16 protein-coding genes are annotated in these 19,099 nt (G+C 69.8%); 8 read left to right on the forward strand and 8 right to left on the reverse strand.

Going from position 1 to position 19,099, the window contains the following annotated elements; genetic code table 11:
* Nucleotides 1–23: 23 nt before the first annotated feature.
* Together EV278_RS18720 and dapB are read right to left on the reverse strand one after the other, a co-directional pair.
* A complete protein-coding gene (locus tag EV278_RS18720; protein ID WP_132094867.1) occupies nucleotides 24–3,362 on the reverse strand; it encodes a YdbH domain-containing protein in 3,339 nt (1,112 codons plus the stop codon).
* A gap of 40 nt (nucleotides 3,363–3,402) precedes the next feature.
* Entirely contained in the window at nucleotides 3,403–4,227 is an 825-nt protein-coding gene (gene dapB / locus EV278_RS18725; RefSeq protein WP_132094869.1) for a 4-hydroxy-tetrahydrodipicolinate reductase, read from the reverse strand.
* A 254-nt stretch (nucleotides 4,228–4,481) separates the two neighbouring features.
* Between dapB and EV278_RS18730 the strand changes: the two genes are divergently transcribed.
* Nucleotides 4,482–6,770, forward strand: a complete 2,289-nt coding sequence (locus EV278_RS18730; protein WP_132094871.1) for an NADP-dependent malic enzyme — start codon at nucleotides 4,482–4,484, stop codon at nucleotides 6,768–6,770.
* A gap of 3 nt (nucleotides 6,771–6,773) precedes the next feature.
* Here the strand turns inward: EV278_RS18730 and EV278_RS18735 are convergent, their stop codons facing one another.
* Nucleotides 6,774–8,096 carry a DUF6161 domain-containing protein gene (locus tag EV278_RS18735; RefSeq protein WP_132094873.1) on the reverse strand — a complete coding sequence of 441 codons (1,323 nt, stop codon included), beginning with the start codon at nucleotides 8,094–8,096 and terminating at the stop codon, nucleotides 6,774–6,776.
* Nucleotides 8,097–9,215: 1,119 nt separating this feature from the next.
* Here EV278_RS18735 and EV278_RS18740 point away from each other — a divergent pair.
* The 6 genes from EV278_RS18740 to EV278_RS18765 all read left to right on the forward strand — a co-directional run bounded on the left by EV278_RS18740 (nucleotide 9,216) and on the right by EV278_RS18765 (nucleotide 16,029).
* Nucleotides 9,216–10,727: an HWE histidine kinase domain-containing protein gene (locus EV278_RS18740; protein WP_243692261.1), complete on the forward strand. Its 1,512-nt coding sequence runs from the start codon at nucleotides 9,216–9,218 to the stop codon at nucleotides 10,725–10,727.
* A 179-nt stretch (nucleotides 10,728–10,906) separates the two neighbouring features.
* The gene (locus EV278_RS18745; protein WP_132094875.1) at nucleotides 10,907–11,566 is read left to right on the forward strand and encodes a phosphoribosylanthranilate isomerase; all 660 of its coding nucleotides are present in this window, start codon (nucleotides 10,907–10,909) and stop codon (nucleotides 11,564–11,566) included.
* Nucleotides 11,567–11,594: 28 nt separating this feature from the next.
* Complete coding sequence (gene trpB / locus EV278_RS18750; RefSeq protein WP_132094932.1) at nucleotides 11,595–12,815, forward strand: tryptophan synthase subunit beta; 1,221 nt, start codon at nucleotides 11,595–11,597, stop codon at nucleotides 12,813–12,815.
* A 13-nt stretch (nucleotides 12,816–12,828) separates the two neighbouring features.
* Nucleotides 12,829–13,656, forward strand: a complete 828-nt coding sequence (gene trpA, locus EV278_RS18755; protein WP_132094877.1) for a tryptophan synthase subunit alpha — start codon at nucleotides 12,829–12,831, stop codon at nucleotides 13,654–13,656.
* 11 nt (nucleotides 13,657–13,667) lie between these two features.
* Complete coding sequence (locus EV278_RS18760) at nucleotides 13,668–14,597, forward strand: acetyl-CoA carboxylase carboxyltransferase subunit beta (RefSeq protein WP_132094934.1); 930 nt, start codon at nucleotides 13,668–13,670, stop codon at nucleotides 14,595–14,597.
* A 118-nt stretch (nucleotides 14,598–14,715) separates the two neighbouring features.
* Entirely contained in the window at nucleotides 14,716–16,029 is a 1,314-nt protein-coding gene (locus EV278_RS18765; RefSeq protein WP_132094879.1) for a folylpolyglutamate synthase/dihydrofolate synthase family protein, read from the forward strand.
* 1 nt (nucleotide 16,030) lies between these two features.
* On the opposite strand, the gene EV278_RS18770 is transcribed toward EV278_RS18765, so the two are convergent.
* Nucleotides 16,031–16,306, reverse strand: coding sequence for a hypothetical protein (locus EV278_RS18770; protein ID WP_057187296.1), 276 nt, complete (start codon nucleotides 16,304–16,306; stop codon nucleotides 16,031–16,033).
* A gap of 222 nt (nucleotides 16,307–16,528) precedes the next feature.
* On the opposite strand from EV278_RS18770, the gene EV278_RS18775 reads away from it, so the two are divergent.
* The gene (locus EV278_RS18775) at nucleotides 16,529–16,873 is read left to right on the forward strand and encodes a glycine zipper 2TM domain-containing protein (protein ID WP_132094881.1); all 345 of its coding nucleotides are present in this window, start codon (nucleotides 16,529–16,531) and stop codon (nucleotides 16,871–16,873) included.
* A gap of 60 nt (nucleotides 16,874–16,933) precedes the next feature.
* On the opposite strand, the gene EV278_RS18780 is transcribed toward EV278_RS18775, so the two are convergent.
* From EV278_RS18780 to EV278_RS18795, 4 genes are read right to left on the reverse strand one after another with little or no spacing between them, the layout of a single operon-like run.
* A complete protein-coding gene (locus tag EV278_RS18780) occupies nucleotides 16,934–17,446 on the reverse strand; it encodes a DsbE family thiol:disulfide interchange protein (protein WP_132094883.1) in 513 nt (170 codons plus the stop codon).
* Entirely contained in the window at nucleotides 17,443–17,610 is a 168-nt protein-coding gene (ccmD, locus tag EV278_RS18785; protein WP_132094885.1) for a heme exporter protein CcmD, read from the reverse strand. Before ccmD ends, EV278_RS18780 begins: the two co-directional genes overlap by 4 nt.
* 18 nt (nucleotides 17,611–17,628) lie before the next feature.
* On the reverse strand, nucleotides 17,629–18,375 hold the full coding sequence (gene ccmC, locus EV278_RS18790) for a heme ABC transporter permease CcmC (RefSeq protein ID WP_132094887.1): 747 nt from the start codon (nucleotides 18,373–18,375) through the stop codon (nucleotides 17,629–17,631).
* A gap of 59 nt (nucleotides 18,376–18,434) precedes the next feature.
* Nucleotides 18,435–18,989 (reverse strand): Spy/CpxP family protein refolding chaperone, encoded by a 555-nt coding sequence (locus tag EV278_RS18795; RefSeq protein WP_132094889.1) that lies wholly within the window; start codon nucleotides 18,987–18,989, stop codon nucleotides 18,435–18,437.
* Nucleotides 18,990–19,099 lie beyond the last annotated feature (110 nt).

The following is a 19,099-nucleotide window of genomic DNA, read 5'->3' on the forward strand; positions in this document are numbered from 1 at the left end:
CAGTTCTCGGGGAATCTGCGGCTTCAAGGCTGAACCGTATCTGAACGCGGCGGCGGGGTCGCCGGGGGGGCGGGCGCGGGGGCGGGGGCGGGCGGCGCGGAAACGGGCGGGACCGGCGCCGGAGACGCCGCCGCGCGGGCCTGGGCCTCTTCCCAGGCGCGCTTGGCCGCGGCGATCAGCTCGTCGAAATTCAGCGACGTATCCAGCGTCAGGTCGACCGGCGTCTTGGCGGGCAGGGGGATGCGGCGCTGGAAGGCGCTGCCATTCAGCAGTTCCATCAGGCCGATCCGGGCCTTTTCGGCGACCTTAGGGTCGTGCTCGCCCTTGACGTGGAACAGCACGCCCAGCCGCCCCTTGTCGGTGCTGTTGACCCCGGCCTCCAGGGTCTCGAAGTGGAGGTTCTCCATGGCCTGGTAGGCGAAGTCCTGGATGGCGTTGACCGGCACGGGCTTGGGCGCTGTCAGCGGGTCGGCCGGATCGACCGAGCCCTGGCCGGCCTCGACCCCGCTCAGGGCCTCGCGGGCGATCGACAGCCGGCCCGGGCCGGTGGCGTAGACCTTGCCGTCGACGAAGCGGAAGCCGGCCGGGCCCGCCTCGAACGGCAGGCGGCCGTCGACGATCGCCTCGATCTTGACCTTGTCGGACAGGGACGAGCCGGCGACCAGCTGGCCCAGGTCCAGGCCGGCGATGTTGACCACGCCCTTCATCGCGCCCTTGCCGTCCAGCGGCACGTCGAACGGCTCGATGCCGATCTTGCCCTCCGAAGCCTCGAAGGTGGTGGCCTCCAGGTGCAGGGCCTCGGCGCCGAGGCCGAAACTGGCCCGGACCGACTGGATCGGCACCACGGCGTCGATGGCGTCGAGGGTCACGACCTGGCCGGGCGGCGCGGTCAGCGGAGCCAGGCTGTCGAAGACGATCTCGCCCTTCAGCCGGTGGGCCGGGCCCAGCGGGCTCTTGAAATCCAGGCCCGGGGTCGAGGCCCGGCCCTGGCTGGTCATGATCTCGTCGCGCCAGGCGAACTGGCCGGTGAAGGCGACGGGCCCCTCGGCGTCGCGAGCGACCACGGCCAGGGGCGTCAGGTCCAGCGGCTGCAGCCCGCCCTTGGCGAAGGCCAGGGTCGAGGCGTCGATGTCGGCCTGGCCCCGGCCGCTGGCTACGTCGTGGCGGATCGTCACCCGGCCCAGCGGCCGGCCCGACAGGGTCTTGCCGTCCAGCGCGCCGGTCCACTGGCCGCGGGCCAGGTCGACCTCGCCGGTCGCGGCGATCGTCTCGAAGCGCTTGCCCTCGGTCGAGGCCTCGACCACCCGGCCGCCGGTGACCTTGACCTGGGCGGCGTCGAAGCCGCGCCCGCCGCCGACGAAACTGGCCTCCACCCCCTCCAGCCGGGCCTGGGCGACATTGACCATGGCCGCCCCGTCGCGGATCAGGGCCGAGGCCCGCCACAGCCCGTCATGGGCCGTGACCAGGGGCTGGGCGGCGGGGCACAGCTTGAACGTCACGTCGCTGATCGGCGGCTCGCCCATGGCGATGGCCTTGGCGGTCATCGGCGTGCAGCCGTTCAGGCGCACCGTCAGCCCGCCGCCGGCCAGCCGGGCCCGGCCGGCCAGTGTTCCGGCCACGCCTATGAAGGGCGGCACGTCCACGGCCCCGGCCACCACGACATCGCTGGTCACGCCCGATGCGTTCGCGCGCCAGGTCGGGACCTTCAGCGTGATGTCGGGCAGGTCGCCGCCGGCCAGGGCGACCGTCGCCCGGCCGTCGGCCGTTCCGTCCCGGGCCGCCACCAGCGGGCCGCCCGGCGCGTCCAGCGTCAGCTTTGCGCCGCTGGCCGCGGTCAGGGCGACGGGGCGCGGCAGGGACAGAATCGTCTGGCCGCCCGTCACGCCCAGCTTCAGGGCCGGCGCGCTCAGCGAGAACCGCGACAGGGCCCGGGCGGCGGCCTTGGCGTAGTCGGGATTGGGCAGGGCCAGGGCCACGCGCTGGGCGTCCGGCCCGGTCATGGACCCGTCGGCGTCGAGCCGGGCGTCCAGGGCCAGGGCGACGCCGTCGGTCCCGGCCGAGAACCGGCCCCGGCCGTCGGCGGCCAGACCGGACAGCACCACCCCGCCCATCGCGGCCCGGCCGCTGCCCAGCGCCACTGACAGCGGTCCGCTGACCGAACTCCTGGCCTGGCCGGCGACCAGGGTCAGGCTGGAGGACTGGACTTCGAGCGCCGTGTGCGACAGGGCCGCCCCGCCGGCCACGGCCCGGTCGGCGTTGGCCGCCAGCCGCGTGCGGGCCGAGCCGCGCGCGCCGCTGGGATCATAGGTCAGGGCCAGATTCGCCAGGTCGAGGTCGGCGACCACGTCGCGGCTGTCCAGCCCGCCCCCCGGTCCGCCGGCCGTCAGCCGCTCGCCTCGGGCGTGCAGGGTGGTCCGGCCGGTCAGGCCGCCGCGCCGGGCGTCGCCGCTCAGCAGGCCCGACACCGCCAGATTGGCCTCCAGCCCGCCCAGGCTGGCGCCCTCGATCTCGGCCCCGCGGGCGGTCAGGGCCAGCCGCGCCTCGGCCGGACCGACCATCGACAGCGACTTGAGGTCCGGATAGGTCAGGTCGGCCTGCAGAGTCCCCTGGGCCTCGGTCAGGTCCAGCTGGCCGGCGCTGAAGGTCTTCAGGCCCAGCTGGACGTCGACCGTCAGGCGGTCGCCGCGCTTGCGGGCCTTGACCAGGGCGCCGTCGGCCTCGAACGACAGGGCCTCGGTCGCATAGCGCATGGCCGCCAGCCGGCCGTCGAAGCGCACCAGCTTGCCGTCGTCCAGGCTGGCGTCGCCGGTCAGGCGGGCCGGGCCGCCAGGGGTGCGCAGCAGCACCCGGGCGTCCTCGATCAGCACCGCCGGACCCGGGGCGGCCGGTTCGGCCGGCGACTTCAGCGCCCGGTCGATCAGCGGCTGCAGGGCGCCGAAGTTCAGGCCGTTCTGGTCCAGCCGGGCATTGACCCGCGGCCGCACCAGCCGCACGGCCCGGGTGTTGAGCGCGAACTTGCCGCCCGTCCAGGGCGAGGCCAGGTCGTAGGCGACCTCGATCCGCTCGGCCGAGAACACGGGCGCGTTCCTCGGTCCCAGGCGGATGGCGCCGGCGAAGCCGGTGGCATCCAGGTCGTCCAGGTCGACGCTGGCCTCGATGCCCTGGTCGTTCAGCCAGGCCAGGGCCAGCTCGCGGCTGATCTCGCGCCGGCCGGCATAGGCCGAGAAGCCCACGGCGATGAACGCCAGGGCCGCCAAGCTCATGGCCTCCAGCCCGACATCGACCAGCGCCGCGCGGCGGGACCGCGACGGGGAGGACGGCTTGGCGTCGGCTTGGGGCTCTGGCGGTGGGGTCTCGGCCATCGGGGGGCACAATGCCGCAAGCTGCGGCGATTGTTAGGCCTTAGTTTCGAAAACCCAGCACGTCCTGCATGTCGTAGAGCCCGGGCGGCCGGCCCTTGACCCACAGGGCGGCGGCCACGGCTCCCCGCGCGAACAGGCCACGGTCCGTGGCCGAGTGCGATAGGGTCAGCACCTCCTCCTCGCCGGCGAAGATCACGCTGTGCTCGCCGATGACGCCCCCGCCCCGGACGACGGCGAAGCCGATGGCCCCCTCCTTGCGCGGGCCGGTCATGCCGTCGCGGCCGCGGTCGGCCACCTGGCCCAGGCCGACGCCGCGCCCGTCGGCCGCCGCCTGACCCAGCATCAGGGCGGTGCCGGACGGGGCGTCGATCTTGCGCCTGTGGTGGGCCTCGTAGACCTCGACGTCCCAGTCCGAGGCCGGCAGGGCGGCGGCGGCCTGCCGGACCAGGCCCATCAGCATGTTGACCCCCAGCGAATAGTTGCCGGACTTGACGATCGCCACCCGGGTCGCCGCCGCGGCGATGCGGGCGTTCTGGTCGTCGGAAAAGCCGGTCGAGCCGATGACCAGGGCCGGGGCCGCGCTTCCCGTGTCGACCAGCGCCGCCGCCGCCTCGGCCAGGGCCGCCGAGGCCTCGGGGACCGTGAAGTCGATGGCCACGTCGGCGGCCTTCAGGGCCGCGTCGCGCTCGACTAGGCCCTCGCCGGCCGCGCCGGGCCGGTCGAACCGCGCCACCACCACCGCGTCGCCGCGCCCGTCCAGGGTCCGGGCCAGGGCCTGGCCCATCCGCCCCAGGGCGCCGGCCAGGGCGATGGTAACGGTACCTTTCGAGGCGCTGGGCGCGGCGGCTAAGTCGTTCTGGCTCAAGGCGATCTCCCGGGCGTCGTGGGGCGCTAGTCTCCCGACCCGCCCCCTCAGGTCAAGGAAAACAGCGGTCCGATGACAACGCTGGACAGGTCCAACCCCAAGCGGAACAAGCGTTTGCGGGCGGAAACTTCCCCAGCGCGAGGTTGTGACGGCCCGTCCCGGCCGCTACGGTGACCGCCCATAAGGGCGCGCCGCATCGATCGGCGCCTCCAGCATCGTGTGACTGCAGGACCAGCAGACAGGGGAAACGCGCCATGAGCGACGCGGAAAAGAAGACCTTCACGGACGAGGAAGCGCTGAACTTCCACCGCTATCCCAAGCCCGGGAAGATCGGCGTCGTCGCCACCAAGCCGATGGCCACCCAGCGCGACCTTTCCCTGGCCTATTCCCCCGGCGTCGCCGTGCCGGTCCACGCCATCGCCAAGGATCCGGACGCCGCCTACGACTACACCTCCAAGGGCAATCTGGTGGCGGTGATCAGCAACGGCACCGCGATCCTCGGCCTCGGCGACCTGGGGGCCCTGGCCTCCAAGCCGGTGATGGAGGGCAAGTCGGTGCTGTTCAAGCGCTTCGGCGACGTCGACTCCATCGACATCGAGGTCTCCACCAAGGACGCCGACGAGATCATCACGGTGGTCAAGAACATCGGCGTGACGTTCGGCGGCATCAATCTGGAGGACATCAAGAGCCCCGAGTGCTTCCGCATCGAGACCGAGCTGCAGGAACTGCTCGACATCCCGGTGTTCCACGACGACCAGCACGGCACGGCGATCATCTGCGCGGCCGGCCTGATCAACGCCTGCCACATCACCGGCAAGCAGATCCAGGACGTCAAGGTGGTGCTGAACGGCCCCGGCGCGGCCGGCATCGCCTCGCTGGAGCTGATCAAGGCCATGGGCGTCAAGCCCGAGAACGTGATCGCCGTCGACAGCAAGGGCGTGCTCTACCAGGGCCGCACCGAGGGCATGAACCAGTGGAAGAGCGCCCACGCGGTCGACACCCCGCTGCGCACCCTGGCCGAGGCGGTCAAGGGCGCCGACGTGCTGCTGGGCCTGTCGGCGAAAGGCGCCTTCACGCCCGAGATGATCGCCAGCATGGCCCCCAACCCGGTGATCTTCGCCATGGCCAATCCCGACCCGGAGATCACGCCCGAGGAGGTCCACGCGATCCGCAAGGACGCGATCATGGGCACCGGACGCAGCGACTATCCCAACCAGGTCAACAACGTCCTGGGCTTTCCCTACATCTTCCGCGGCGCCCTGGACGTGCGGGCCCGGCGGGTCAATCACGAGATGAAGATCGCCTGCGCCAACGCCCTGGCCATGCTGGCCCGCGAGGACGTGCCCGACGAGGTCGCCGCCGCCTATCACGGCCGCCAGCTGAAGTTCGGCCCGCAGTACATCATCCCCTCGGCCTTCGACCCGCGGCTGATCTGGTACGTGCCGCCGTTCGTGGCCCAGGCGGCCATGGACACCGGCGTCGCCCGCCGGCCGATCGCCGACATGGACGCCTACCGCGCCAGCCTGGCCCAGCGCCTGGACCCCACAGCCGGCTTCCTGCAGAAGATCAGCGGCGCCGTCCTGGCCAACCCCAAGCGCATCGTGTTCGCCGAAGGCGAGGACCCCACCGTCATCCGCGCCGCCTACGCCTTCCAGACCGGCGGCTTCGGCAAGGCCATCCTCTGCGGCCGCGAGAACCTGGTGCACGAGAACATGAAGGTCGTGGGTCTCGACCCCGAGACCGTCGACCTGGAGATCGTCAACGCCCGCCTCAGCGACCGCAACCCCGACTATGTCGACGCCCTCTACAAGCGCCTGCAGCGCCAGGGTTATCTGAAGCGCGACGTCCAGCGGCTGATCAACCAGGACCGCAACAGCTTCGCCGCCTCGATGGTCACCCTGGGCGAGGCCGACGGCATGGTCACCGGCGTGACCCGCAGCTTCGACCAGGCGCTGGAAGAAGTCCTCCGCGTCATCGACCCGGCCCCCGGCGGCCGGATCATGGGCATGTCGGTGGTGCTGGCCAAGGGCCGCACGGTGTTCGTGGCCGACACCAACGTCACCGAGCTACCCGACAGCGACGAGCTGGTCGAGATCGCCTGCGAGGCCGCCCGCGCCGTCAAGCGCCTGGGCTTCAAGCCGCGCGTGGCCTTCATGAGCTATTCCACCTTCGGCAACCCGATGGGCGAGCGCTCCGACAAGGTGCGCGAGGCCGTGGCCATGCTCGACGAGATGGACGTCGACTTCGAATACGAGGGCGAGATGCCGCCCGAGCTGGCGCTCGACCCGGAAAAGCGCGCCAACTACCCGTTCATGCGCCTGACCGACAGCGCCAACATCCTGGTCATGCCGGCCATCCACTCGGCCTCGATCGCCACCAAGCTGGTGCAGAGCCTGGGCGGGGCGACGGTGATCGGCCCGGTGCTGCTGGGCCTGGGCAAGTCGGTCCAGATCGCGCCGTTGTCGGCGTCGGTGTCGAAGATTTTGAATATGGCGATGATGGCGGCGTATGAGGGGGCGGGGGATGTGGGGGCTGCGGAGTAGGGGCTACGGCTTCCCCGGAGTTGGGCTACCGACGCCGGCCTTAGAAAGCCATGTTGCCAATCCGCCAACATCAGGCGCGCCGTCGTCCTTCACCAACCCATCTGAGGACGAGCGGAACAATGACCCGAGGACGAGCACCCGTTCGGAGGTGTCAATCTTGTTCTCTTGTGTCAGCGCCAAGTAGGTTTCAACCATAACCGCGCGTTCCTCCGCGTCGATGGCGAGGTGACTTTCGCTTACGTAGGTACGGCTAATTAGACGGCCGATCCAAAAAATGATGGTGAGTACGAAAGCCGCAATTCCGAGCACCGAGTAGGTAGCTTGCCATTGCTTCGTCTCTTTAAAAACCTTCGTGATAAGGTCGAGAATCCAGGACACACCTTGCGTAACACCTAAAGTTACCATTGCGGCCGCGAACAATAAGCCGAGCACGCCGACAATCCGACTTTTAAGTAGGTGCGACTTGGCTTTCCGTCTCCAATATGTGACGGGAGCCTTCAACCCCATATGCTCTGAGTAGGTCTTTTCGGTGCGGCGGATGCTTTCTATTGCCCCATCTTTCTCTTGAGATAAGGCGGCTACCTGTTCTTGTATTTGATTTTTAAATTCGTCGATCTCATTCAGAGTTTGATGCCCGAACTCGCGTCGGCTACGCCGCCCGGCATCTAGCAGTTTTTGAAAATGCCGAGCTCGACGACGCTCTGTTAGCTCAATGCGTCGATCCAAGTCGTCAGCCTTTTCCTCGGCACGCTGCTGTTGCCTGCCGAGTTGTTTGAGGAGACTCGAAAGGCCATTTTGCACGCTTTGCCGAGCGACCTTACCGGTGCCTGATAGAAATTCGTGGGCAACGAACAACCCTCTCACTTGCTCAGGGTCTTGCCCATCAAATCTCCGACCGGTCAAAGCCGCCAATGCTCCAACCGCAGCACGATCACTAATATTAGTACGTACATCGTCAATGAGGGCTCGTTTTGGTGAGCCGAACACCGGCAGAGGGACGCCTTCCTGGAAATAACTTCTGGCCCAATTTTCAGCTTGATCCAGATTTCCGCTATTCAATGAGTTCAACGCATTATTTATCTGCTGCCAGTGCGTATCCCACAGCGGCCTCATATTGGAAAGAACATCGTTGGCATTATTGAAATTTCTAATATTTGAAAGCCATTGCCAGCCATCCAGCTCTCGTTGGAGGAAAGCCCGCAAATCCTCCGCTGTGCGTAGATAAATACTACCGGCTTCTTTCAGATCGAACGCCAATGGAAATGCCAAGGCCTCCCCCTCTTTGCTAAGACAAAGCAGCATCCGCCCTTCAGCGGATGACGCCACGTCCTGAAACCCTTGGTAGAATTGGAGCTCTGGGGTCTGACCGTGTCAAGGATCGCCTCCGGCGACCGCGTCGCGGCGGCGCGGCGCGCCGTCCTTGACACGGTCAGACCCCAGAGCAGGCTCGCCACCATGGATTTCAGGGCGCGGCCTGGCCGCCGAGGGCGGTCCGGGCAGGGGGCGGCGGGTCGGCCGGGGACGCGCACTCACGGCAGGGCGTTCGACGGTTGGCAGGATGTTGGTGTGAGTGCGTGTCCCCATCTTGATCCGCTGAGTCCGGCCTTGGACCCTATTCAGGATGAACGATCCAGCGCCGTGGGCGACGTGGGGGACACGCACTCACCCCCGATCGCCGGGAATTATCGGCTTCGGCCTTGCCGTGAGTGCGCGTCCCCGGCGTTTGTCCTTGGCCTATCCGAGGCGAACCCCAGCAAAATCAATGCCTTGAACTTTTTCGACCCGATTTGATCCTCACCCTGTCCGGGCGCCCGTATCTTGACCTCACCTCGTCGCGGGGAAAGGGCGCATGGCCAGCGACCGATGCGGCGGCGAGGGGCGATCGAGCGGGGCTCCCCGGTGCGCGTGAGTAGGCGCTGAGGAGCTGAAACAGAGGGCGAGGGACGTAAGCTCGCCCATCGGGGTCTTCATGCTGGGAAGGCTCCGCCCGCCGTGGGGTTCGCTCCGGTCCTCGAAAGGCTCACTCCCGCCTCTGATGATCATGCGGTGCACAGATCCACCGAGGAACCACCGGGTGGGGTGAAGGGCGGAAAAGGCCCGCGCGCCCCGGCCTTGCGGATAACGGTCGCGCGGAGCGCCTGGCTTCGTCGAAACGGTTAGTCTTTATCCATCCTCCGGACGATGTCCGGCGCTCCGCGACCCTTTCCACCAACTCAGCGGGAGTCCGCGTGAGGTCGCTAACACTTGCCCCCACCTGACCGCTTCGCGGTCTGTCCGCCCCCATAGGGGGCGGAGCCAAGCGCTCTTCCCCCTTTGGGGGAAGACGACCGCGCAGCGGTCCGTAGGGGGCAAGGGCGTAAACCACTCGGTTCCACCACAAAATCAAGCCACTGCGCGGCATTGCCCCATCGACAGCCGGCGCAACCTGAGCATGATGGCGCACCGATGATCCCAGCCGAGACCCAGGGCGCGATGGCCGCGCGACCGCCGATCGAGACGGAGACCGAAACCGCCGGCGGCGCGCCACTGTCGGCCGCGACGGCGCTCGCCGCCTCGCCCAGCGTGACCACCGCCCTCAAGCACGCGCCGATGGGCATCGCCATCTTCGACGACCAGATGCGCTACCTGGCCGCCTCGCGCCAGTACCTGACCGACCAGGGCATGCCGCCCGACATGCCGTTGCTGGGCCGCCGCCATTACGACGTCTTCCCCGAGATTCCGCAGTACTGGCGCGACAAGCACGCCCAGGTGCTGGCCGAGGGGGTGGAGCTGCGCGAGGACGAGGGCGACCGCTATGTCGACGGCGAGGGCCGGGTGCACTGGGTGCGCTGGTCGATGGCCCCCTGGCGCACCGACGACGGCCGGATCGGCGGGCTGGTGCTCTATACCGAGATGGTCACCGCCGCGGTCGAGGCCCGCCGCCGGCTGCAGGCGGCCGAGGCCCGCTACCGGGCCCTGTTCGACCAGGCGGCGATGGGCGTGGCCCGGGTGTCGGGCAGCGGCCGGTTCCTGGAGGTCAATGACCGGTTCTGCGCCATCACCCGCCGCGACCGCGAGACCCTGCTGGCCTCGACCTTCATGGACATCGCGCCCGGCGAGGACAATGTCGCCACCGTGGTCACCAAGGGCCTGGCCCTGCTGACCGGCGAGATCGACACCTATGCGCTGGAGCGGCGGGTCGAGGGCCGCGACGGGCCGGTCTGGGTGCATGTCACCGCCTCGCGGGTCGATCCCGGCGACGGGCGGCCCTATCTGGTGGTGATCATCTCCGACATCACCGCCCGCAAGCAGGTCGAGGCCGAGCAGCAGCACTATCAGGGCCAGCTGCGGCTGTTGATCAACGAGCTGAACCACCGGGTGAAGAACACCCTGGCCACCGTCCAGTCGATGGCCAGCCAGACCCTGAAGACCGAGGCCGACCCGCTGACGGCGTTCGAGAAGTTCGAGTCGCGGCTGCTGGGCCTGTCGCAGGTGCACGACGTGCTGACCCGTGAGAGCTGGCACGGGGCGGGGCTGCGCGACGTGGCCGAGCGGGCCCTGGCCCCGTTCGCGCCGCCGGGACAGCCGGACCGGCTGGCGATCGACGGCCCGCCGGTCTGGCTGGCCCCGGGCGGGGCCCTGACCATGGCCCTGATCTTCCACGAACTGGCCACCAACGCCCTGAAGTACGGGGCGCTGTCCACCGGCGAGGGGGCGAGCGGCGAGGGCCGGGTGGTGCTGGCCTGGACCTACGACGCGGCGACCCGCGACCTGGCCCTGACCTGGACCGAGACCGGCGGCCCGCCGGTTGCCCCGCCCACCCGCCGCGGCTTCGGCTCGCGCCTGATCGAGCGCAGCCTGCGCGGCGAGCTGAAGGGCGCGGCGACCATGGACTATCGGCCCGGCGGCCTGGTCTGCACGATGCGGGCGACCCTGTCGGACCCGGTGGAGGGGGCGGGGCCGCCGGGGGGAAGCTAGGTCGCGGACACTTGCCCCCTACGGGTCGCTTCGCGACCGTCTTCCCCCAAAGGGGTAAGAGCCTTTTCGGGAGGCTCCGCCCCCTACGGGGGCGGACAGACCGCGCAGCGGTCAGGTGGGGGCAAGTGGGCGAGCCCGCGGGCCTTGCACTTCCACCCCCGTCGCCGTACCTCCCGCCCATGACCACCACCCTGGCCAAGATCTGCGGGCTTTCCACGCCCGAGAGCGTGACCGCCGCCGTCGCCGGCGGCGCGGCCTATGTCGGCTTCGTGTTCTTCGCCAGGAGCCCCCGCAACCTCGATCCCGAGGCCGCCGCCCGGCTGGCCGCGCCGCTGCGCCAGACGCCGATCAGGACCGTCGCCGTCACCGTCGACCCCGACGACGCCTTGGTCGACCGGCTGATGGCGACCCTCAGGCCCGACCTGATCCAGGTGCACGGCAAGGAGACCCCGTCCCGGGTCCGCGAGATCGCCGCCCGCTCCGGGGCCGGGGTGATCAAGGCCTTCTCGGTCTCGTCCGCGGCCGACGTCGATCAGGCGAACGCCTTCGACGGCGTCGCCGAGCACCTGATGTTCGACGCCCGGCCAATAGACGTGAATGGGGAAGGATCTGCTTTGCCCGGCGGCACGGGCGCAAGGTTCGACTGGAGCCTGCTGGAAGGCCGGCGCTTTTCTCGCCCGCATTTCCTGGCCGGAGGGCTGGATCCGTGGAACGTCGCCGACGCGATCCGGATGTCCGGCGCGCCGCTGGTGGACGTTTCCTCTGGCGTCGAGCGGGGTCCCGGCCTAAAGGACCCGGCTCTGATCACGGCGTTCCTGGACGCCGTCAAACGCGCGTGACGTCTGGAAAGAGCCCGTGAACGCTTCGGTGAAACCTCCCGTGGGGACTAACGACTGGTCCGCCTATCCGGACGCCAAGGGCCGCTTCGGCGACTATGGCGGCCTCTACGTGGCCGAGACCCTGATGCCGCTCGTGCTGGAGCTGGACCGGGCCTATGCCGAGGCCAAGGCCGATCCGGCGTTCCAGGCCGAGCTGAAGGGCTACCTGACCCATTATGTCGGCCGCCCCAGCCCGCTCTATTTCGCCGAGCGCCTGAGCCGGCATCTCGGCGGCGCCAAGATCTATTTCAAGCGCGAGGAGCTGAACCACACCGGCGCGCACAAGATCAACAACTGCATGGGCCAGATCCTGCTGGCCCAGCGCATGGGCAAGACCCGGATCATCGCCGAAACCGGCGCCGGCCAGCACGGCGTGGCCAGCGCCACCGTCACCGCCCGCTTCGGCCTGCCCTGCGTCGTCTACATGGGCGCCGTCGACGTGGCCCGGCAGAAGCCCAACGTCTTCCGCATGAACCTGCTGGGCGCGGAAGTGCGCCCGGTGACCTCGGGCGCGGCGACCCTCAAGGACGCCATGAACGAGGCCATGCGCGACTGGGTCACCAACGTGGCCGACACCTATTACATGATCGGCACCGCCGCCGGCCCGCACCCCTATCCGGCCATGGTCCGCGACTTCCAGGCGGTGATCGGGTCCGAGACCCGCGAGCAGATCCAGGAGCTGGAGGGGCGTTTGCCCGACGCCATCGTCGCCTGCGTGGGCGGCGGCAGCAACGCCATCGGCATGTTCCACCCCTTCCTGAACGACGAGAGCGTCAAGATCTACGGCGTCGAGGCCTCGGGCCACGGCCTGGACACCGACAAGCACGCCGCCTCGCTGACCGGCGGCCGGCCGGGCGTCCTGCACGGCAACAAGACCTATCTGCTGCAGGACGACGACGGCCAGATCCTCGACGCTCACTCGATCTCGGCGGGCCTCGACTATCCGGGCATCGGCCCGGAGCACGCGCTCCTGCACGACGTGGGCCGGGCCCGGTACCTGACCTGCACCGACGACGAGGCGCTGAAGGCCTTCCAGCTGTGCGCCGAGCTCGAGGGCATCATCCCGGCCCTGGAAAGCGCCCACGCCCTGGCCAAGCTGCCGCAGCTGGCCAAGGAGATCGGCGAGGGCGGGGTGATCGTCCTGTGCCTGTCTGGCCGGGGCGACAAGGACATCTTCACCGTGGCCGACGCCCTCGGGCGGACGATCTAGGGCTAGAGCGACTTTGACCAAAGACCGTATCGACCGCCGTTTCGCGAGCCTGAAGGCCGAGAACCGCGCCGGCTTCGTCTCCTACGTGATGGCCGGCGACCCCGACGCCGCCACCGCCCTGGCCATCCTCAAGGGCCTGCCGGCGGCCGGCGCCGACCTGATCGAGCTGGGCTTCCCGTTCTCGGACCCGATGGCCGAGGGCCCGACCATCCAGCGCGCCAGCCAGCGCGCCCTGGCCCAGAAGATGACGCTGAACGGCGTGCTGGACCTGGTCCGCGCGTTCCGCCAGGACGACCAGGACACCCCGCTGATCCTGATGGGCTACCTGAACCCGCTGGTGAACAAGGGCTTCGAGGTGTTCGCCCGCGAGGCCGCCGAGGCCGGCGTGGACGGGCTGATCGTCGTCGATTGCCCGCCGGAGGAGGCCGATCCGCTGGCCGACGCGCTTGAAGCCCACGGCGTCTCGCTGATCCGCCTGGCCGCCCCGACCACCGACGACGCGCGCCTTCCGGCCGTGGTCCGCCGCACCTCGGGCTTCCTCTATTACGTGTCGGTGGCCGGCGTCACCGGCGTCAAGTCGGCCGACGCCGGCGACGTGGCCCCGGCCGTGGCCCGGCTGCGCGCCGCCTCCGGCCTGCCGGTCGCCGTCGGTTTCGGCATCCGCACCCCCGGCCAGGCCGCCGCCGTCGCCCGCATCGCCGACGCCGCCGTGGTCGGCTCGGCCCTGGTGGACGAAATCGAATCCGCGGCCAAGGTGAACGAAAACGTGACCGAGAAGGTTCTTCTCAAGGCGTCGGAGCTGGCTAAGGCTGTGCGGTCGGCGCGACTCGAAATGGCGTGAGGCTGAAGGCTATGGCGATGGCTGAACCCCAGGGGCCCAAGAAGGGCGACAAGACCAAGGTCGCGAACGAGCGGCGCGGCGGCGGCTGGCTGTCGCGGATCGCGCCCGGCGTGCGCGGCGCGTTCGCCAAGCGCGAGACGCCCGAGAACCTCTGGGTCAAATGCCCCGACACCGGCGAGATGATCTACCGCTCCGACCTGGAGGCGGCCCTGTGGGTCACCCCGGCCGGACGCCACATGCGCATCGGCCCCGAGGCGCGGTTCAAATACACCTTCGACGACGGCGTGCACGAGGTGCTGCCGACCCCGGCCGTGGTCGAGGATCCGCTGCACTTCTCGGACGGCAAGTCCTACAAGGACCGCCTGGCCGCCGCCCGCAAGTCGACGGGCGAGCAGGACGCCATGGCCATCGCCTTCGGCAAGGTCGGCGGCGTCGCCGCCGTGGTGCTGGTCCAGGACTTCGCCTTCATGGGCGGCTCGCTGGGCATGGCCGCGGGCGAGGGCTTCATCGCCGCCGCCGAGGCCGCGATCGCCCGCCAGGTCCCGCTGGTGGCCTTCACCGCCGCCGGCGGCGCGCGGATGCAGGAAGGGGCGCTGTCCCTGATGCAGATGGCCCGCACCACCCTGGCCATCAACGCCATGAAGGACGCCGGCCTGCCCTATGTGGTGGTGCTGACCGACCCGACCACCGGCGGCGTCACCGCCTCCTACGCCATGCTCGGCGACGTGCACCTGGCCGAGCCGGGCGCGCTGATCGGCTTCGCCGGTCCGCGGGTGATCGAGCAGACCATCCGCGAGACCCTGCCGCCGGGCTTCCAGCGCTCGGAATATCTGGTCGAGAAGGGCATGGTCGACCGCGTGACGCACCGCAAGGACCTGCCGGCCGTGCTGGGCTCGATCCTGGGCACCCTGATGATGGGCCGGGCGCTGAAAGCGGCTTAAGACCAGATGCTCCCCCTCTGGGGGAGCTGTCGCGAAGCGACTGAGGGGGTAGCGGCGGCGAAGGCCCCCCACCCCTTCGGGGTCCCCCTCCCCCAGAGGGGGAGGATCTTTTCATAAGATGACCGACCACCTCCGCGCCCATGACGCCGCGCTGGCGCGGCTGCAAGCCCTGCATCCCAAGCTGATCGACCTGTCGCTGGACCGCATGCGGCGGCTGTGCGCGGCCCTGGGCGATCCGCAGAACCGCCTGCCGCCCGTGATCCACGTGGCCGGCACCAACGGCAAGGGCTCGACCGTCGCCTATCTGCGGGCCATGGCCGAGGCCTCCGGGTTGAAGGTCCACGTCTTCACCTCGCCGCACCTGGTGCGCTTCGCCGAACGCATCCGCCTGGCCGGGACGCTGATCACCGACGACCACCTGGCCCAGGTGCTGGAGCGGGTCGAGGCCGCCAACGCCGGCTTGCCGATCACCTTCTTCGAGATCACCACCGCCGCGGCCTTCCTGGCCTTCTCCGAGGTTCCCGCCGACCTGTGCCTGGTCGAGGTGGGGCTGGGCGGGATCCTGGACGCCACCAATGTCGTCATGCCGGCGGTCAGCGTCATCGCGCCGATCGACATCGACCACCGCGAGTTCCTGGGCGACACCCTGGCGGCGATCGCCCAGGAGAAGGCGGGGATCATCAAGCCCAACGTCCCTGCCGTCTCCGCCCGCCAGCAGGAGGAGGCCGAACGGGTCGTCGAGCGCGAGGCCGACCTGTTCGAGGCGCCGCTGATCCTGATGGGCCGCGACTTCGACGCCTGGAACGAGCGCGGCCGGCTGCTGGTGCAGATGCCGGACCGGCTGCTGGACCTGCCGGCCCCGTCCCTGCCGGGCGAGCACCAGTTCGCCAACGCCGGCCTGGCGGTGGCGGCCCTGCTGACCCTGAACGATCCGCGCGTCGACGAGGCCGCCATGGCCCGGGGGATCGCGGCCACCACCTGGCCGGCGCGGTTCCAGCGGCTGACGGCCGGGCCCCTGGCGGAGCGGGCCCGGGCGGCGGGGGCGGACCTCTGGCTGGACGGCGGCCACAACCCCCACGCCGGCCAGGCGGTGGCCCGGGCCCTGGGCGAACTGGCGGCGCGCGACGGACGGCCCGTGGCCCTGATCTCCGGCCTGCTGGCCAACAAGGACGCCACCGGGTTCTTCGCGCCGTTCGCGCCGCTGAAGGCCAAGGTGTTTTCCGTGACCTTCGAGGGTCACGCGGCGGCCAGCCCGGCCCAGACGGCGGCGGCGGCAGAACTGGCGGGCCTGCGGGCTCACGCCTGCGACAGCGTCGAGGCGGCGCTCGACAAGGCGCTGGCCCTGGAACCGACGCCGCACGTGCTGATCTGCGGTTCGCTCTACCTGGCCGGCGAGGTGCTGGCGATGAGTCGGGAAACCTGGCCGGTCTAGCCTAGACGAGAATGTTCAGCAGCGAGCCGGGGCGCAGGATCTTCTGCGGCTGTTCGGCCGGCTGGACGAACGGCCGGGCCGGCGGCGGACGCTGCGGCTGAGCCTGGGTCTGCAGCTGGACGGCGATCGGCGGGGCGGCGGGCCGGGCCGCGGCGGCGTCGCTGACCGCCGCCTGGAAGAACGCCGCCGCGCGAGAGCCGCCAGCCGCCGACGAGCCCTGCGCCGAGGCGGGTCTCGGCGGGACGGACGGCAGGCCGGTCGGGCGGATCGTGCTCATGGACGCGACTCTATCATGGTTAATGCAAGGTCGGCGAGCATGGTCAACGCGCGGTTAATGGTCGCGGCTCCGCTGGACAAAAGCGGCGAAAACCCGCCGCCAACCTGAACGCCAGATGAAAGTCGGGTCGTCGACACCGTTCAGACGGCGCGGCGTAAGGTGTCCTCAAGATCGACCGGATCGGAACTGGTCGGCCATGAATTGACTGGAAAGGGACACTCGATGCGTACCGCCACCAAGACCACCCTCTCGATGATCGCCGCCGCCACGGCCGCCCTGAGCCTGGCTTCGGCCCCGAGCTTCGCCTCGGCCCACGACGGCTACTACCGCAACCACCATCGCTATGAGTCGCGCTATGACAGCCGCTACGACCGTCGCTACGACCGCTACGAAAGCTGCCGCACCGACCGCAAGCGCGGCAAGGCGACCGGCGCGATCATCGGCGCCGTGGCCGGCGGCCTGCTGGGCAACTCGGTCTCGAACGGCAACCGCACCCCCGGCACCCTGCTGGGCGCTGGCGTCGGGGCCTATGCCGGCAGCCAGATCGGCAAGGGCCATCGCTGCTAAGCCGCAGCCCTTCTAAACAAGCCAGAGGCCCGGGCCGCAGCCGCCCGGGCCTTTTGACGTCTAGCGCAGCTTGCCCAGCATGTCCTGGACGTCGGCGTCGGTCAGGGGCCCGCTGTGCTTGGCCAGGATCACGCCGTCGGCTCCGACCAGGAAGGTCTCGGGCACGCCGGTGACCCCGAACTCGATGCCGGCCCGGCCGTTGCGGTCCATCAGCTTGGCGGCGAACGGATCGCCCAGTTCGGCCAGGAACGCCTGGGTGCGGGCCGGCTCGTCCTTGTAGGCGACGCCGACCAGGGTGACGCCCCGGGCCTTCAGGGCCATCAGCTGCGGGGCTTCGACCCGGCAGGGGGCGCACCAGGAAGCGAAGAAGTTGATCAGCCGCGGCCCCTTCGGCGCGTCACGCACGGCGACCATCGCGCCGGTGTCGAGGTCGGGCAGGGCCACCGCCGGAACCGGCTTGCCGACCAGGGCATGGGGCTGGACATGCGGATCATGCTTGAGCGCATAGCCGGCGAACAGCACGGCCAGGCCGACCAGCACGATTAGCGGGGCAAAGCCGATCCAGCGCCTCACGGCGTCCTCGCGTCCCGCTGCGCCTGCAGCCGTTCGGCCTCGCGCCGCCAGCGGCGGGCCGAGGCCAGGCTGTCGGCGATCATCCAGACGAAGGCCCCCGCCGTCAGGGCGAAGGCCGGCCAGACATAGACCGCGTACTTGCCGGCGTCGAAATCGAAGTGCATCGCGCTAGCTCCCAATCCCTAGTTGTCAGCCTGCTGCAAGGCCAGGGCCCGGGCCTTGCGCCGCCAGACCAGGGCGCGGATCCGCACCAGCCACAGCGACCCGAAGGCCGACAGATAGGCCAGGCTCATCACCAGCATCGGCCAGGCGTAGACGGCCGGCAGGCGGTTCTCTGGCTTGGCGAACAGGGTGGAGCTGCCCTGGTGCAGGCTGTTCCACCACTCGACCGAGAACTTGACGATCGGCAGGTTGATCAGGCCGACCAGGGCCAGGATGGCGGCGGCGCGGGCCGCCTTCTGCTCGTCCTCGAGGGCCGAGCGCAGGGCCAGATAGCCCAGATAGAACAGCAGCAGGACCAGCACCGAGGTCAGGCGGGCGTCCCACACCCACCAGGTCCCCCACATCGGCTTGCCCCACAGCGAGCCGGTAGCCAGGGCCAGGGCGGTGAAGGCCGCGCCCAGCGGCGCGCAGGCCACGGCGGCGGCGTCGGCCAGGGCGTGGCGGAACACCAGGGCCAGGAAGCTGGCTATGCCCAGGCAAAGATAGACGAACAGCGACAGCGAGGCGGCCGGCACGTGGATGAACATCATCCGCACGGTGTCGCCCTGCTGGTAATCCTCGGGCGCGGCGAAGGTCAGCACCAGGCCGACCGCGGCCAGCACCGTGGCGATCGCCCCGAACATCGGCGCGGCCCAGCGCGAAAAGGCCATGAACCGCTCGGGGTTGGTCAGGAAGTCCAGCGGATGATGTGGATCACGGGCGCCCATGTCCCGAGCCTTAGAAGACCTGGAGGGCGCCCGCAATCGTGGAGGTTACCTAGTCCGCCCTAGTCGGCTTGAGGGGGCTTGCCCGGCATCCGGCCCGGCCCGCCCTTGAAGTGGCGGAACTCGACGCGGCGCATCATCGGGCCAGGGCCGCCCGCCATCGGGCCCAGGGCGTCGAAGGCCTTCTTCTGGCTGGGCGACAGGGCGGCGTAGAAGGCGCGGGTGGCGTCGAGCCGCGCCTGGGCGCGGGCCAGGTGCTCGGCCTCGCGGTCCAGCCGCTCGGGGGTGGTCAACGGCTTGCGCGGCGTGTCGACCGCTTCGCGCTTTGGCCGGTCCTTGCCCCAGTCCCTGGGCGCGACGGCGCTGATGTAGGCCTTCAGCGCTCCGTCCTGGTCGGCGCGCAGCTGCAGCACGTCGCGCAGATGCTGGGCCTGGGCCTCGGGATCGAGGCGATGGTGACGCATCATCGGCGGCGGGCCGCCCGGACCGCCGGGACCCTCGTCGGCCATCGGCGGCGGACCCGGCGGCGGGGCGTCCTGGGCGACGGCGGCCGCCGCGGTGGCGAGGGTCAGGGCGGCCGCGGCCATCAGGGCCAGGCCGCGCGGTTGCAAGCGCATGAAGGTGCTCCAGTGGAAATATCCCTGAAGCGAACCTCCATTCTCCGTGTAACCCGGGGATGTCAGAATCTCCCGGGAATGTTGCAGTCCTGACGGAGGACGCGATGTAC

The organism is Caulobacter sp. BK020 (assembly GCF_004342605.1).
In the GTDB taxonomy this organism is placed as follows: domain Bacteria; phylum Pseudomonadota; class Alphaproteobacteria; order Caulobacterales; family Caulobacteraceae; genus Caulobacter.